This is a genomic window from Bacillus sp. MD-5 (genome assembly GCF_002201875.1).
Lineage (GTDB): Bacteria > Bacillota > Bacilli > Bacillales > Bacillaceae > Bacillus > Bacillus stercoris.
This window is the reverse complement of sequence record NZ_CP021911.1, coordinates 176,972-192,731: the sequence shown is the minus strand read 5'-3', so window position 1 is coordinate 192,731 and position 15,760 is coordinate 176,972. Positions and strand designations below refer to the sequence as shown.

General features: G+C 46.7%; 11 protein-coding genes. 8 read left to right on the top strand and 3 right to left on the bottom strand.

From position 1 onward, the window contains the following. Positions 1-49 precede the first annotated feature (49 nt). From nirB to cobA, 5 genes are all read left to right on the top strand, one after another. Complete coding sequence (gene nirB, locus CDO84_RS00920) at positions 50-2,368, top strand: nitrite reductase large subunit NirB (RefSeq protein WP_014662720.1); 2,319 nt, start codon at positions 50-52, stop codon at positions 2,366-2,368. 6 nt (positions 2,369-2,374) lie between these two features. Continuing rightward, the gene (gene nasC / locus CDO84_RS00915) at positions 2,375-4,507 is read left to right on the top strand and encodes an assimilatory nitrate reductase catalytic subunit NasC (protein WP_040084218.1); all 2,133 of its coding nucleotides are present in this window, start codon (positions 2,375-2,377) and stop codon (positions 4,505-4,507) included. A 120-nt stretch (positions 4,508-4,627) separates the two neighbouring features. Beyond that, positions 4,628-7,045 (top strand): NADPH-nitrite reductase, encoded by a 2,418-nt coding sequence (gene nasD, locus CDO84_RS00910; RefSeq protein ID WP_014662718.1) that lies wholly within the window; start codon positions 4,628-4,630, stop codon positions 7,043-7,045. A gap of 31 nt (positions 7,046-7,076) precedes the next feature. Continuing rightward, entirely contained in the window at positions 7,077-7,397 is a 321-nt protein-coding gene (nirD, locus tag CDO84_RS00905) for a nitrite reductase small subunit NirD (RefSeq protein WP_014662717.1), read from the top strand. 60 nt (positions 7,398-7,457) lie between these two features. Further along, a complete protein-coding gene (cobA, locus tag CDO84_RS00900) occupies positions 7,458-8,909 on the top strand; it encodes a uroporphyrinogen-III C-methyltransferase (RefSeq protein ID WP_082033071.1) in 1,452 nt (483 codons plus the stop codon). Between the two features lie 31 nt (positions 8,910-8,940). On the opposite strand, the gene ffoR is transcribed toward cobA, so the two are convergent. After that, complete coding sequence (gene ffoR / locus CDO84_RS00895) at positions 8,941-9,951, bottom strand: ferredoxin--NADP(+) reductase (protein ID WP_014662714.1); 1,011 nt, start codon at positions 9,949-9,951, stop codon at positions 8,941-8,943. Between the two features lie 161 nt (positions 9,952-10,112). On the opposite strand from ffoR, the gene CDO84_RS00890 reads away from it, so the two are divergent. The 3 genes from CDO84_RS00890 to CDO84_RS00880 all read left to right on the top strand — a co-directional run bounded on the left by CDO84_RS00890 (position 10,113) and on the right by CDO84_RS00880 (position 12,810). Beyond that, positions 10,113-10,976: an alpha/beta fold hydrolase gene (locus CDO84_RS00890; protein ID WP_014662713.1), complete on the top strand. Its 864-nt coding sequence runs from the start codon at positions 10,113-10,115 to the stop codon at positions 10,974-10,976. Positions 10,977-11,066: 90 nt separating this feature from the next. After that, positions 11,067-11,948, top strand: coding sequence for a permease (locus CDO84_RS00885; protein WP_080478303.1), 882 nt, complete (start codon positions 11,067-11,069; stop codon positions 11,946-11,948). Positions 11,949-11,952: 4 nt separating this feature from the next. Further along, positions 11,953-12,810 (top strand): TIGR03943 family putative permease subunit, encoded by an 858-nt coding sequence (locus CDO84_RS00880; protein WP_040084224.1) that lies wholly within the window; start codon positions 11,953-11,955, stop codon positions 12,808-12,810. Between the two features lie 36 nt (positions 12,811-12,846). Here CDO84_RS00880 and putR read toward each other — a convergent pair whose 3' ends face one another. Beyond that, complete coding sequence (putR, locus tag CDO84_RS00875) at positions 12,847-14,082, bottom strand: proline utilization transcriptional regulator PutR (RefSeq protein ID WP_014662710.1); 1,236 nt, start codon at positions 14,080-14,082, stop codon at positions 12,847-12,849. A 151-nt stretch (positions 14,083-14,233) separates the two neighbouring features. After that, positions 14,234-15,688: a sodium/proline symporter PutP gene (putP, locus tag CDO84_RS00870; protein WP_071581388.1), complete on the bottom strand. Its 1,455-nt coding sequence runs from the start codon at positions 15,686-15,688 to the stop codon at positions 14,234-14,236. Between the last annotated feature and the right edge of the window lie 72 nt (positions 15,689-15,760).

Here is a 15,760-nt window from a genome sequence, read left to right as displayed (position 1 = left end):
ATTTTTAATAGGAGAAAACTTACGAGCCGCGTCAAAGGAGGTCTGATACATGAAGAAACAAAGGTTGGTGTTAGCAGGAAACGGCATGGCCGGTATTCGCTGTATTGAAGAAATAGTAAAGCTGAATCGCCACATGTTTGAGATTGTCATTTTCGGAAGCGAAACGCATCCCAACTACAATCGCATTCTCTTATCCTCTGTATTGCAGGGTGAAGCGTCACTCGATGACATTACACTGAACAGCAAGGCTTGGTATGACAAGCACGGGATTACGCTTTACACAGGCGAAACGGTTATTCAAATTGATAAAGATCAGCAGCGCATCATAACGGATCGCAAGCGCATCCTGTCGTATGACAAACTCATTGTTGCAACAGGCTCCTCCCCTTATATTCTCCCTATCCCCGGGGCAGACAAAGAAGGCGTCTATGGATTTCGGACAATAGAAGACTGCCAAGCGCTGATGGAGATGGCCGAGCGCTATCAAAAGGCGGCGGTGATCGGAGCCGGCTTATTAGGACTGGAAGCTGCAATCGGTTTACAGCGGCTCGGCATGGATGTCAGCGTCATTCACCACTCCGCCGGCATTATGCAAAAACAGCTCGATCAAACTGCAGCGCGGCTGCTGCAAACGAAGCTGGAACAAAAAGGCTTAACCTTTCTTTTGGAGAAAGACACCGTCTCCATTTCCGGCACCACGCGGGCAGACGGAATCCATTTTAAAGATGGCGCTTCACTAAAAGCAGACCTGATTGTGATGGCGGCTGGCGTTAGACCGAATATTGAATTGGCTGTATCCGCTGGAATCGAAGTGAACCGCGGGATCATCGTGAATGACTGCATGCAGACAAGCGAACCGAATGTCTACGCCGTTGGCGAATGCGCCGAGCATAACGGAACGGTGTACGGATTGGTGGCACCGCTTTATGAGCAGGGAAACGTTCTCGCCAAACATATTTGCGGCGTTCCATGTGAGGGATATCAAGGCTCAGCCTCAGCTGCGGCATTAAAAATAGCTGGAATCGATGTGTGGTCAGCAGGAAAAATTCAAGAGGATGAACACACGACGAGCATCAATATTTACGACGAACAAGCTGGCATTTACAAAAAAGCACTTTTTGAGGATGACAAGCTGGCCGGCGTTATTTTATTCGGAGACACCCGTGATAAGCAGCGGCTTCTCGACAGCTTACTGAAACAACGAGACATCTCCATTGTCAAAAAGCAGATCATCGAACCGCAGAAAAGCGGCACTTTATTTGAATCCATGCCTTCCAGTGAAACGATTTGCCAATGCAACTCAGTGACAAAAGGCGCGATTGAAGGAGCGGTGCACACGAAAAACTTAACAACTCTTGAGGAAATCAAGCACTGTACCAAAGCATCAGGCTCCTGCGGAGGGTGCAAACCGCTTGTTGAAGAACTCTTGAGATATATGGCAAGCAGCGAATATTATACGGAGCCCGCAGGCACACCTTCATTTTGCGGCTGCACCGATTTTACGGAAGACGACATCATCGCTGAGCTTCAACGCAGGCCATTCACTGATCCGGCAGAAGCAATGAACAAGCTTGGGTGGAAAACGAAAAACGGATGCAGTACTTGTGTTCCTGCGATTCAATACTACCTGGAAATGCTGTACCCAGGTTTTGTTCAGCCTGAGCCAGCCGCTGAGGACACATGCATTCTGATTCCGCAAATGTACGGCGGGCGGACAAACGCGGAGCAGTTAAGAAACATCGCCAACATCATTGAGGCATACAGCATCCCTGACGTATCCATCACTCACAGCCAAAGACTGAAGCTTTCGGGGATCAAATCTGCGGATCTCCCGAACATAAAAAAAGACCTGAAGATGCCCGTTTCCACCAATGAATTCCGGCACACGCTGCAAAGCATCAAAGCATGTACATGCGGGCAAAATCGATTCATTCAGCAGCTGGCAGCCCAAATCGAAAGACACCTTGAGACGCTTTCCTTCCCCGCTCCCATTTCTATCAGCTTATCATGTGAAACAGACTGCACCGATGCCGCCCTGCAGGATGTCGGCGCGGTTCGGACACAAGCTGGCTGGGACATATACATCGGCGGCATCCGCGGAACTCATGCCCGTTCCGGAGCCCTGTTTTGCGTGACAGACAACGCAGAAAAAACTGTCGGCATGATCAAAGGAATGATCCAGTATTATCGTGAAACAGCTCATTACTTAGAAGCCGTTCATCAGTGGATGGACCGTCTCGGAATCGTTCATATCAGAGAAGTGCTATTTGAAGAAGACCTAAGGACACAGCTGCTGGAAAGCCTTCATACAGACCTGTCACTGATTCAAAATCCGCCTATAGAGGCTGGCGCACATAAGAAAGGATGAGGCATTTTGACCGAACGACTGCTTAGATATTTCCGCGATAAACAGCAAGACATCCAATCAGAAAAAACGTATGACACCCAATGCCCGTTTTGCAGCATGCAGTGCAAAATGCAGCTCGTGGAACAAACCATCGTCACACGGAAAAAGTACACAGCGATTGGGATTGACAATCCTACGACAAAGGGCCGTCTCTGCATGAAGGGCATGAATGCTCACCAGCATGCGTTGAACTCCTCTCGCATCACCCACCCGCTGCTAAAAAAAAACGGCGAGTTTATGCCTGTTTCTTGGGAAGAAGCACTGAATTACATCAAAGAACAAGTGACAACGATCCAAACAGAACACGGCCATGACGCCATGGCTGTATACGGAAGCGCCTCGATAACAAATGAAGAGGCGTATTTGTTGGGGAAATTCGCACGAGTGGGCTTACAGACCAAATACATTGACTACAACGGGCGGCTTTGTATGTCCGCCGCCGCAACCGCAGCCAACCAAACATTCGGCGCGGACAGAGGCCTAACGAATCCCTTATCAGACATTCCCCACACCCGTGTGATCATTCTGGCCGGCACCAATATTGCGGAATGCCAGCCTACAATGATGCCGTATTTTGAAAAAGCGAAAGAAAACGGAGCTTACATCATTGCCATTGATCCGCGTGAAACAGCGACAACAAAAATCGCCGATCTTCATCTGAAAATAAAACCCGGCACAGACGCCGCCCTTGCCAACGGTCTCGTCAAAATCATCATTGACGAGCAGCTCATAAACGAGGATTTCATTCAATCACGAACAAATGGATTCAAGGAGCTGAAGCAGCATACTGACTCGTTGAACCTGAATAACATCGCTGAACAGACGAGTGTCCCGCTGGCGCATATAAGAAAAGCTGCTGTAAAGTTTGCAAAGGAAACGTCCGGCATGCTGTTTACAGCCCGCGGGATTGAACAGCAAACCGATGGAACAGCGGCTGTGAAAGGCTTCTTAAACATGGTGCTGATCACAGGAAAAATCGGCAAGCCTTACTCAGGTTACGGAGCGATCACCGGACAAGGCAACGGGCAAGGTGCAAGAGAGCATGGCCAGAAAGCCGATCAGCTTCCGGGCTACCGATCTATCGAAAATGAGCAACACCGGGCACATATTGCGAAAGTGTGGGGAATTCATCAGGATGATCTGCCGCGAAAAGGTGTCTCAGCCTATGAAATGATGGAAAAAATCCATGACGGCGACATTAAAGGACTGTTCCTCACGTGCTCCAATCCTGCTGTCTCCAGCCCAAATGCGAATCTCGTGAAAAAAGCCCTAAGAAAACTAACATTCTTTGTCGCAATCGATTTGTTTATTTCAGAGACTGCGGAATACGCAGATGTGATTTTGCCAGCCTCCTCTTATTTAGAAGATGAGGGCACCATGACAAATGTAGAAGGACGCGTGACATTAAGAGAAGCAAGCCGGCCATGTCCCGGCGAAGCAAAGCATGATTGGCAGATCATTTGTGATCTCGCATCCGTTCTCGGCAAAGGCCGCTACTTTTCTTACACGTCAGCGGAGGATATTTTTAATGAATTAAGAGAAGCGAGCCGAGGAGGGATCGCCGATTATTCAGGCATCACATATGAGAGGCTAAGACGTGAAGGCGGCATTCACTGGCCATGTCCGGAACCTGATCATCCCGGAACCGGGCGCTTGTTTACAGAATCATTTGCTCATCCGGATCAAAAAGCGGCATTAAGTGTAATTCCAAATGAACCGCCTGTGCCAAAAGAGAAGCCGACAGCCGATTATCCGCTTTATTTAACGACAGGCCGCGTCATGTCTCACTACTTAACAGGCGTTCAAACAAGAAAAAGCGCCGCCCTGGCCGCGAGACATTTTGAATCGTTTATGGAAATCCATCCGCAAACAGCAGCGACCTACAATATCGAGGACCGTGTACTGGTAAAAATAGAATCTCCGCGGGGAAGCATCACCGTCCGCAGCAAATTATCAGAACAAATCAGAAAGGATACCGTTTTTGTTCCCATTCATTGGGCAGACGCTCAAAATGTGAATGATTTAATCGGGGAGGCCTTAGATCCAGCCTGTAAAATGCCCGGTTTTAAGGTATGCGCCGTCCGAATCAGACCTATTTAAATTTTTCATAAAATTTTTAGAACTTTTCGTATATTTTGTTACATTTTATAACATGTATCTTAAATATTCCTTTTTGCTGTGCTACGCTGGAAAAAACATTGATAAGGAGCGGATCATCTGATGGGAAAAAAACAGCTAGTTCTTGTTGGTAATGGAATGGCCGGGGTAAGGGCCATTGAAGAGATACTGAGTGTTGCTAAAGACGAGTTTCAGATCACAATTTTTGGTGCCGAACCGCATCCCAACTATAATCGAATCCTTTTGTCAAAAGTGCTTCAAGGCGATACAGATATTAAAGATATTACGTTAAACGATTGGGACTGGTACGAAGAAAACAACATTCAATTGTATACAAATGAAACGGTCATCAAAGTAGATACGGAAAACAAAACAGTCATCACAGACTCAGACAGAATCCAGCCTTACGACGAATTAATCCTGGCGACAGGCTCTGTCCCTTTTATCCTTCCGATTCCGGGAGCAGACAAAAAAGGCGTCACAGCTTTCCGGGATATAAAAGATACAGACACAATGCTCGCCGCGTCAAAACAATATAAAAAAGCAGCCGTCATCGGCGGAGGACTTCTTGGTTTGGAAGCCGCTCGCGGACTGCTGAATCTCGGCATGGAAGTATCCGTCATCCACCTCGCCCCATTCCTGATGGAGCGCCAGCTTGATGCAACGGCAGGACGCCTGCTGCAAAACGAGTTAGAAAAACAAGGGATGACCTTTTTACTTGAAAAGCAAACCGAAGAAATTGTTGGTGACGATCGTGTCGAAGGCCTCCGCTTCAAGGATGGCACAAGCATTGAAGCTGATTTGGTCGTCATGGCTGTCGGCATCCGCCCAAATACAACGCTCGGGGCCGAGAGCGGCATTCCGGTTAACCGCGGTATCATCGTCAACGATTATATGCAGACGGAAATCCCGCACATTTACGCGGTTGGCGAATGTGCTGAGCACCGCGGAATCGCCTACGGGCTTGTGGCGCCGCTCTATGAACAAGCAAAAGTGCTGGCGAAGCATATTTGCGGCATCGACACAAAACCGTATGAAGGTTCTGTTCTCTCTACACAGTTAAAGGTATCAGGCGTCGAAGTCTTCTCTGCCGGTGACTTTAACGAATCAGAGGAGAAAAAAGCGATTAAAGTCTTTGATGAGCAGGACGGCATCTATAAAAAAATCGTCCTGAGAGGCAACCAAATTGTCGGTGCTGTTTTATTCGGCGACAGCAGCGAGGGCAACCGCCTGTTTTCTATGATTCAAAAAGAAGCCGATATCTCTGAAACCTCAAAAATATCAATCTTACAGCCTCTCGACCAAGAAGCAGGCACAAGCATTACCGCAGCGATGAGCGACGATGAAATCATCTGCGGCTGCAACGGCGTGTCAAAAGGTGCGATTATTCAAGCCATACAGGAAAAGGGCTGCTCGTCAACGGACGAGATCAAAGCATGCACCGGTGCATCCCGTTCATGCGGAGGCTGTAAGCCGCTCGTAGAAGAAATCCTCCAGCATACGCTCGGATCAGACTTTGATGCGTCAGCGCAAAAAGAAGCCATTTGCAGCTGCACCACATTGTCGAGAGATGAGGTCGTAGAAGAAATCAAAGCCAAAGGGCTGTCACATACAAGAGAAGTCATGAATGTGCTCGGCTGGAAAACGCCAGAAGGCTGTTCCAAATGCCGTCCGGCTCTGAACTACTACTTAGGCATGATCAATCCAACCAAATACGAGGATGAACGGACATCCCGCTTTGTTAATGAACGAATGCACGCCAATATTCAAAAAGACGGAACATACTCAGTCGTTCCTCGGATGTACGGCGGCGTGACCAACTCTACAGATTTGCGCAAAATCGCTGATGTCGTCGACAAATATGAGATCCCGCTCGTGAAAATGACAGGCGGCCAGCGAATTGATCTTATCGGTGTGAAAAAAGAAGACCTTCCGAAGGTATGGGAAGATCTTGATATGCCATCAGGCTACGCGTACGGAAAGACACTTCGGACAGTCAAAACATGCGTAGGCGAGCAATTCTGCCGCTTCGGCACACAAGACTCCATGGCACTGGGCATTGCACTTGAGAAAAAATTCGAAGGGCTGCACACGCCTCATAAAGTCAAAATGGCCGTGTCTGCCTGCCCGCGAAACTGTGCGGAATCCGGCATTAAGGACCTTGGCGTAGTCGGCATCGACGGAGGCTGGGAGCTTTATGTCGGCGGAAACGGCGGAACCCATTTGCGTGCCGGCGATTTGCTGATGAAGGTAAAAACAAATGAAGAAGTGTTAGAATACGCAGGCGCTTACCTGCAATATTACCGGGAAACTGCAAACTATCTGGAGCGTACATCCGCATGGCTTGAGCGCGTCGGTTTATCCCATGTCCAGTCCGTGTTAAACGATCCTAAAAAGCGACAGGAGCTGAACGACAGAATGAATGAAACACTCTCTGTCCACAAGGATCCGTGGAAAGACTTTTTAGAGGATAAACAAACTTCTAAAGAATTATTTGAAAATGTCGTCACCACATCATAATGACAAAAACAAACATTAAGGAGGAATGGACATGGTAAACAAAGACGTAACAAAAGTATGTATCGGAAAAATTGGAGAATTGCCTGAACAATTAGGCAAAACAGTGTATATTGAAGATAAGGAGCTTGCAGTCTTCAAGCTTTCAAACGGAAGCATCCGCGCCATCGAAAACCGCTGTCCGCATAAGGGCGGCGTTCTGGCAGAAGGCATCGTCAGCGGCGAATATGTTTTTTGCCCGATGCACGACTGGAAAATCTCCCTAGAAGACGGGATCGTTCAAGAACCTGACCACGGATGCGTCAAAACATACGAAACACTGATCGAAGGAGAACATGTTTATCTCGTATATTGATCAAAAGACCGGATCACTTTTCTAGTGGTCCTTCATTTTTTACAGTGACGGAAGGATGACATGATCATGAAGAACGGAATCGTATATTTCGTGGGAGCCGGACCCGGTGACCCAGGGCTGCTCACCATCAAAGGAAAACAGGCGCTCGAGGAAGCAGATGTGATTTTATATGACCGGCTCGCCAACCCGAGGCTGCTCGAATTTGCATCACCGGACTGCCAGTTTATTTATTGCGGAAAACTGCCAGACCGCCATTTTATGAAACAAAAAGAAATTAACGCCCTGCTGGTTGAAAAAGCATTAAATGGGTCAACCGTCGTTCGCTTGAAGGGCGGAGATCCGAGCGTATTCGGCAGAGTCGGCGAGGAAGCGGATGCTCTTCATGAGCACGGCATTCGCTATGAAATGGTGCCTGGAATCACCTCTGGAATTGCAGCGCCGCTATATGCAGGCATCCCCGTCACGCATCGGGATTTCGCATCGTCTTTTGCCATGATTACAGCGCATGATAAATCATTAAAAGGCACGCCGAACCTTGACTGGGAAGGGCTTGCCCGAAGCGTTCAAACCCTTGTTTTTTACATGGGTGTCAAGAACTTGTCTTATATTTGCCAGCAGCTCATTTCATACGGAAAATCGCCTTCTGTCCCTGTCATTGTCATCCAATGGGGAACGTGGGGCCGCCAGCGAAGTGTGAAAGGAACGCTTGAGAACATTCAGCAAAAAGTTCATGAGCACCAGATAACAAACCCTGCGATTATCGTCATCGGAGATATCGTTAACTTTCAAACACACAGCTGGTTTGAAAGCAAACCACTTATCGGCCGGCATATGATGATAGTCACTCATGGCGAGGATGAAGACCCGCTTGCAGACAGGCTGCGTGATTCCGGCGCCGATGTCATCGAATGGCCCAAGTGGCGGACTGAAAATATGCCCGTCAATGAAGACATTCTTCGAAAGATCGGCAGCTTTGAAGACATACTTTTCACATCGCGCCGTGCGGTTTGTGAATTTTTCAAAGCACTGGCTTCTAAGAAAATCGACATCCGCCAGTTGACAGCCCGACTGAGTGCAGCAACTGAGCAAGCAAAGGCGGAGCTTGAAAAACGGGGTTTTCTTGTCACCGCCATTCAGCCTGATTCAGAAAAACGCCTTGTTGTCGGGAGCCGCCCTGCAGTGGAAAATGTCCAGACGCATGAGTCCAGTTCGTTTTATATCACTCATGAAAATGTCATAGACGACCGGTTCACCCACATGATTCAGCGCACCATCAGTGAATCCCCGTTGCACATGGTCATTTGCCCGAACAAGCTGTCCGTTCAGCAATTGATCAGTAATGGACAACAAATTGGCATTTCACCGGAACCATCAGCAAGCCGCCCCCCTATCGTCTGCATAGGCGATGATTCGGCTGCCGGCGCTTATGGATTCGCAGCCGTCCAAGCACAGGATGAATTGTTTGCTTTCATCCACAATCAACAAGCGGAAAAAAAACTCCTTCACAGCTGATGGCAAGCAGCCCTTTTCCTCAAGGGCTGTTTTATTTATGCACCAATTTTTTATGATGGGTTGAATACATCGCCATATTCTCAGCCTTAGGGTCCAAATAAGCCTTAGCGCTGTTGACCGCTGTCGGGCCTTCGGTAAAGCCTCCGGCAATCAATCTCAGCTTGCTTTCATAAAAAGCCGCGTCCCCTGCCACAAACACGCCCGGAAGATTCGTCCGCATATGTCTGTCTGCTTTCACCCTGCCTTCTTCAATCTCCAGCCCCCACTCCTTCATCGGCCCGAGATCAATTTTGAAGCCATGATTAATGATCAGTTCATCAACCTCTATCTCTTCCCTCTGGCCAGACTCCGTATGGCAAATCGTCACTTTTTGGATGCGCTCCTCATTGCCGCTCAGCTGCTCCAGACGATAAGGCGTCAGCACTCGCACCGATGATTGCTTCATTTTCGTCACACTGCTTTCCATTCCTCCGAATGCCTCGCGGCGATGAACGACAGTCACAGACGCCGCAATCGGTTCCAGCTCATTGGCCCAATCGACGGCAGTATCTCCGCCGCCTGATATCACCACGCGCTTCCCTTTAAACGCATCAAGCTTCTCCACTCCATAATGAAGATTTTTGCCCGCGTACCGAGTTGCATCCTCGCTGTCAAACTCATTGACCTCAAGCGTGCCCATGCCGCAAGCCAAAATCACAGTTCTTGTATAGTGCTTTTCCCCTTCAGAACCTGTCAATACAATGGTGCCGTCATTCAGGCGTTCTAACCCGGTCACACGCTGATTCAGCACGATATCAGGATCAAACGTCGCCGCCTGCTCCTTCAGCTGCTCGATCAGCTGCTTTCCCGCAATCCCCGGTATGCCGCCGATATCGCGAATGATTTTCTCAGGAAAAAATAAAGACACTTTCCCTCCGAGCTTCGGCAAAAATTCGATTACCTTTGTTTTCAGCTCCCGCATCCCGCAGTAAAAAGCAGTAAACAGCCCAATCGGCCCCCCGCCTATAATCGTAACGTCATATACCTCTTGATTCTCAGCCATCCGTCCTGCCTCCCGTTCACATCTATATCAACAACTTTAATTGAGAATGAATATCAATACAAAGTATATCATATTTCAAGGTCCTTTGTTTATTCATTTCTTCTCCTTGTGGTCAATTGCTGAAAACTCTATAATAGGCAAAAAACAATTGGGTGAAACAAATGAAAAGACGAGTCGAAACAATCACTATCGAAGGCCGTACACTAGAATATTCTGTGACAGGCAAGGGCACCCCAATCCTTGTCATGCATGGCGGCCATTCAAATTGTTACGAGGAATTCGGGTACACAGCACTGATTGAGCAGGGGTATTCCATCATTACGCCTTCAAGGCCCGGCTACGGACGAACGTCAAAAGAGATTGGAAAAATCCTTGCTGATGCCTGCCGTTTTTATGTGAATATATTAGATCATTTACAACTCGAACGCGTCCATGTGATCGCCATCTCAGCAGGAGGGCCGAGCGGCATATGCTTTGCCTCACATTATCCGGAAAGAGTAAATACATTGACCTTGCAATCCGCGGTCACCAAAGAATGGCTCACCCCAAAAGATACTGAATATAAATTGGGGAGGATTCTCTTCCGTCCACCGCTGGAAAAGTGGATATGGAAGCTGATTTCTTCTTTGAATAACGCCTTTCCACGTTGGATATTTCGTGCTATGAGCCCGCAATTCAGCACGCTTCCGTTTCAGCGAATCAAGTCCTTGATGGATGAAAGCGACATAGAAGCTTTTCGAAAAATGAACAGCCGCCAGCGCTCGGGTGAAGGATTTCTTCTTGACTTGTCACAAACAACCGCTGTCTCTTCGAAAGAACTGCAGGCTATCTCATGTCCTGTGCTGATTATGCAAAGTGTTTATGATGGATTGGTTGACTTGTCACATGCACATCATGCAAAAGAGCACATTCGTGACGCCACCCTCTGTTTGCTTCACTCATGGGGGCACCTGATTTGGCTCGGAAAAGAAGCTGCTGAAACAGACAGTATCCTACTCGGCTTTTTAGAATCCCCACCAAAGTGAAACGATCCTTTCCCCTCCTCCGTCAAACAAGCAGTGCCTTTTTTTCTGGTATCATAAGAGAGGCAGCTTACCATGAGCGGAGGTTTTATTGTGACAGCACCATCATCTTTTCTTCAGCTGAATTCTATTTTTATCAGCATTTTAATAGAAGCCATTCCGTTTATTCTGATTGGCGTCATACTTTCCGGAATCATTCAAATGTTTGTTTCTGAAGAAATGATTGCAAGAATCATGCCGAAAAACCGTTTTCTCGCCGTTTTATTCGGTGCGCTGGCCGGCGTTTTATTTCCCGCCTGCGAATGCGGCATCATCCCGATTACGAGGCGGCTTCTGTTAAAGGGAGTTCCTCTGCATGCGGGCGTAGCTTTCATGCTGACCGCGCCTATCATTAATCCTATCGTTTTATTTTCTACTTATATTGCGTTCGGGAATAGATGGAGCGTTGTCTTTTACAGAGGCGGACTGGCTCTCGCCGTTTCGCTGATCATCGGGGTCATCTTATCCTATCAATTTAAGGATAACCAGCTTTTAAAGCCTGACGAACCCGGGCACCATCATCATCACGGCACCTTGCTCCAAAAGCTGGGCGGGACCTTGCGTCATGCCATTGATGAATTTTTCTCCGTGGGGAAATATTTAATCATCGGCGCCTTTATCGCAGCCGCCATGCAGACGTATGTCAAAACATCCACTCTGCTTGCGATAGGGCAGAATGATGTATCCTCTTCCCTCGTGATGATGGGTCTGGCATTTGTCTTGTCGCTTTGTTCAGAAGTTGATGCATTCATCGCGTCTTCCTTCAGCAGCACATTTTCATTAGGATCGTTAATCGCCTTTCTCGTCTTTGGGGCAATGGTGGATATTAAGAATCTATTGATGATGCTTGCGGCCTTCAAAAAACGATTTGTTTTCCTGCTGATTACATACATTGTCGTGATTGTTTTAGCGGGATCACTACTGGTAAAGGGGTGATTGGGTGTTTCGTCTATTGGTGCTGATGGGATTTACGTTTTTCTTTTATCATCTGCATGCCTCAGGAAATCTAACAAAATATATCAATATGAAATATGCCTATCTTTCCTTTATTGCGATCTTCCTGCTGGCCATTCTGACCGCCGTCCAAGCATATCTATTTATCAAGTCGCCTGAAAAAGGCGGGCATCACCATGACCATGATTGCGGGTGCGGCCATGATCACGAGCATGATCATGAGCAAAACAAGCCATTTTATCAGCGTTATTTGATTTATGTTGTTTTTCTTTTTCCTTTGGTGTCAGGCATTTTCTTCCCGATTGCAACGCTTGACTCATCGATTGTCAAAACAAAAGGGTTCTCGTTTAAGGCGATGGAGAGCGGAGATCATTACTCCCAAACACAGTATTTGCGGCCTGATGCCAGCCTTTATTACGCGCAAGACAGCTATGACAAACAGATGAAACAGCTGTTTAATAAGTATTCCGGCAAAAAAGAGATTTCTCTGACCGATGATGATTTCCTAAAAGGAATGGAAACCATCTATAACTATCCGGGTGAATTTCTCGGACGGACGATTGAATTTCATGGATTTGCGTACAAAGGAAACGCGATTAACAAAAATCAGCTGTTCGTGTTGAGGTTTGGCGTCATTCACTGTATCGCTGATTCCGGCGTGTACGGGATGCTTGTGGAGTTTCCGAAGGACATGAACATCAAGGATGATGAATGGATTCAGATTAAAGGCACTCTGGCCTCAGAATATTATCAGCCATTCAAATCAACTCTCCCTGTTGTGAAAGTAACCGACTGGAACACCATTAAAAAGCCTGATGATCCGTACGTTTACAGAGGATTTTAAATGAAGACGAAACCAGTACAAGTACTGGTTTCTTTTTTATTTCTTTTTCATCAGCATCAAATCAAGATAGAGCTGGCATCGCGTTCTGAAATCGCTTAAATCGATTGATGTCATCTCAGTAATCTGTTTGATGCGGTAATTCAATGTATTTTGGTGAATGAACAGCTGTTCAGCCGCTGGTTTTGTTTTGCAGTTGTTGAGGAGATAGATTTCCAAGGTTTTGAGCAGCTCAGTGCTGCTTTCTTCGTCTTTCGCTTTTAATAAAGCCAAATCCTTATTCTCGTATTCTAAAAGTTCGTTTTTCTGTTCAATGCTTTCTAAATAGCGATAAATGCCGAGTTTGGCATATTCATATGGAATGTTTTCCTGATTGCCGGTGATTTCTGCGGCTTTGATGACTTCGAGTGCTTCTGTGTAGCTCTTGCCAAGCTTGAGAAGGTGATTATATTCGTTTCCGATACCGATATAAATAGGGGTAGGTATTTTTTGAAAGTGAAAATGTGTTAACAGCTTGTTAATAAATTCAGAAGCTGCTGAGGAGACGGAGCTTTTTTGGGAAAAACTCGCTACGACGATGACAATATTTGATTCGATCGTTAAGACATGACTGACTTTATCCCGTAAATTCAGGTACGACCTGATATTTTCCTTTAAATCCTCAACCGCTTCCCCATCCCCATTCGCGGCGTGCAGGATAACAACTGAAAACATGGAAGGCAGCACGGTGTTGATCTTTTCAGCTTCTCGTCTGAGGTCCTTCTCAGAGGTGAATTGCTGATAGATCGCCCGTTTGATGAGATCCTCTGCTTTTTCTTCCTTTTCCTGTTTCAATTTGTTCGTTTTATAAATGATTTTCCCGACATGAAAAGAGGTCTCATACAAAAAATCGAGCTCTTCTTCCGTCAGATTTTGGTCCAGCTCCTGAACCCAGATGTAGCCCATGACTTCCCCTTTGTGCTTTGCACTCACGACCACCCTCTGGTTTAACCCAATGCTTTCAATTTTATTGACGCGAAAAGGCTCAGGTTCTGTTTTCAGTTTTTCAATGATTCCGTCCTTCAAAAACCTCTCAAAAATCTGAACCGGACATTTTTTTGAGAAAATAGTCTGCTGGTTGGCAGAGTCAAAATGGTTAATATAGTAAGAATTATAGGCTAACAAAAAGAAATCCGCGCTTTCCAGGATGACTGGTTTTTGCAGTTCATAACTGATAAAATCAATCAGCTTATCAACATCTGAAAATGAAAAAACTCTCTCTAAAAGCTCTTCCATACCTTTTTCTCCTATACTTTTTTTACTTTAATCATATCCATACGGGGGCTTTTTGTATAGAAAAAAATACGTTTGTTTCCAAAAGAAAAAATGGCCGCTTAAAAGGAGAAAAGAGGAAAAAGGGATAGCCCCTTCCTCCTCCTTTCGATCTTTATTGTGACATTGTATCTTGGTAGTCTTTAAACTGGTCTTCGACAGCTTGTGACGGAGCCTGCGTCAATACACTGACGATAAAGACAGTTAATAGACTCGCAGCAAAACCAGGTATGATTTCATACAGAAAGTCCGAAAGACCGGCATTCGCCCAAATGATTACAGTTGCTGCTCCCACAATCATGCCGGCGAGTGCCCCCCATTTGGTCATTCGTTTCCAAAACAGACTGAGCAGCACAACCGGCCCGAATGATGCACCGAAGCCCGCCCACGCATAGCTTACCAATCCAAGGATTGTATTATTTTTCTCCCAAGCCAGGAATAATGCGATGACAGAAATCACAAGCACAGCCATACGGCCCAAAAACACCAGCTCTTTATCAGAAGCTGAGCGTCTGAACATCGACTTATACAAATCTTCTACCAGAGAGCTTGATGTCACAAGCAGCTGGGAAGAAATTGTGCTCATAATTGCGGCCAAAATAGCTGAAATCAGAAAACCTGTGATAATCGGATGGAACAAAATATTCCCTAATTGAATAAAAATCGTCTCAGGATCCTTCAGTGTCATGCCATTCTGATGGTAATAAGCGATTCCGCCCAAACCGGTCAGCACAGCGCCGACTGCCGACAAAATCATCCAGCCCATTCCGATTCTGCGCGCTCTTTTGATCTCTTTTACGGACGTTATCGCCATAAAACGCACAATGATATGCGGCTGGCCAAAGTAGCCCAAACCCCAGGCAAACAAAGAAATAATGCCAAGGACGCTTGTTCCTTTGAAAATATTAAACATATCTGGATCAACAGAGCGGATTTCAGTAACTGTTTCACTTGCTCCTCCCGTATGGAAAAACGTAACGATCGGAACAAGGATGAGTGCGGCAAACATAATGATCCCCTGAACAAAATCTGTCCAGCTGACTGCCAAAAAGCCGCCAAACAGGGTATACGCCACAACAACACCAGTCACAACCCACAGGCCGGTGTGATAATCCATCCCCAAAATACTGTTGAATAAAACGCCGCCGGATACCATTCCAGACGAAACATAAAATGTGAAGAAAACTAAAATCACAATCCCTGAAAATAGTCTCAGCAGCTTCGAATGGTCTCCGAAGCGATTTTCAAGGAACCCGGGAATTGTGATGGAATTCCCCGCTTGTTCAGTATAGGTTCTCAGCCGAGGCGCAACATAGAGCCAGTTCGCCCATGCCCCAAGGCAAAGTCCGAACACAATCCAAATACCGCTCAGACCTGTTGAAAACATGGCGCCCGGGAGACCCATCAGCAGCCAGCCGCTCATATCGGCAGCACCGGCACTGAGAGCGGTTACGGCCGGACCCAAAGAGCGTCCTCCAAGCATGTAATCCGTCAGATTCGACGTGCGCTTGTAAGCAAAGTAGCCGATCAGCATCATCCCCGCCATATAAATACAAATCGAAATAATCAGCTGTATGTTTTCTATGGCACTTCCTCCTCTTTTTTATGGTATATGGATGAAATGGACATCCCCGCAGGGAGG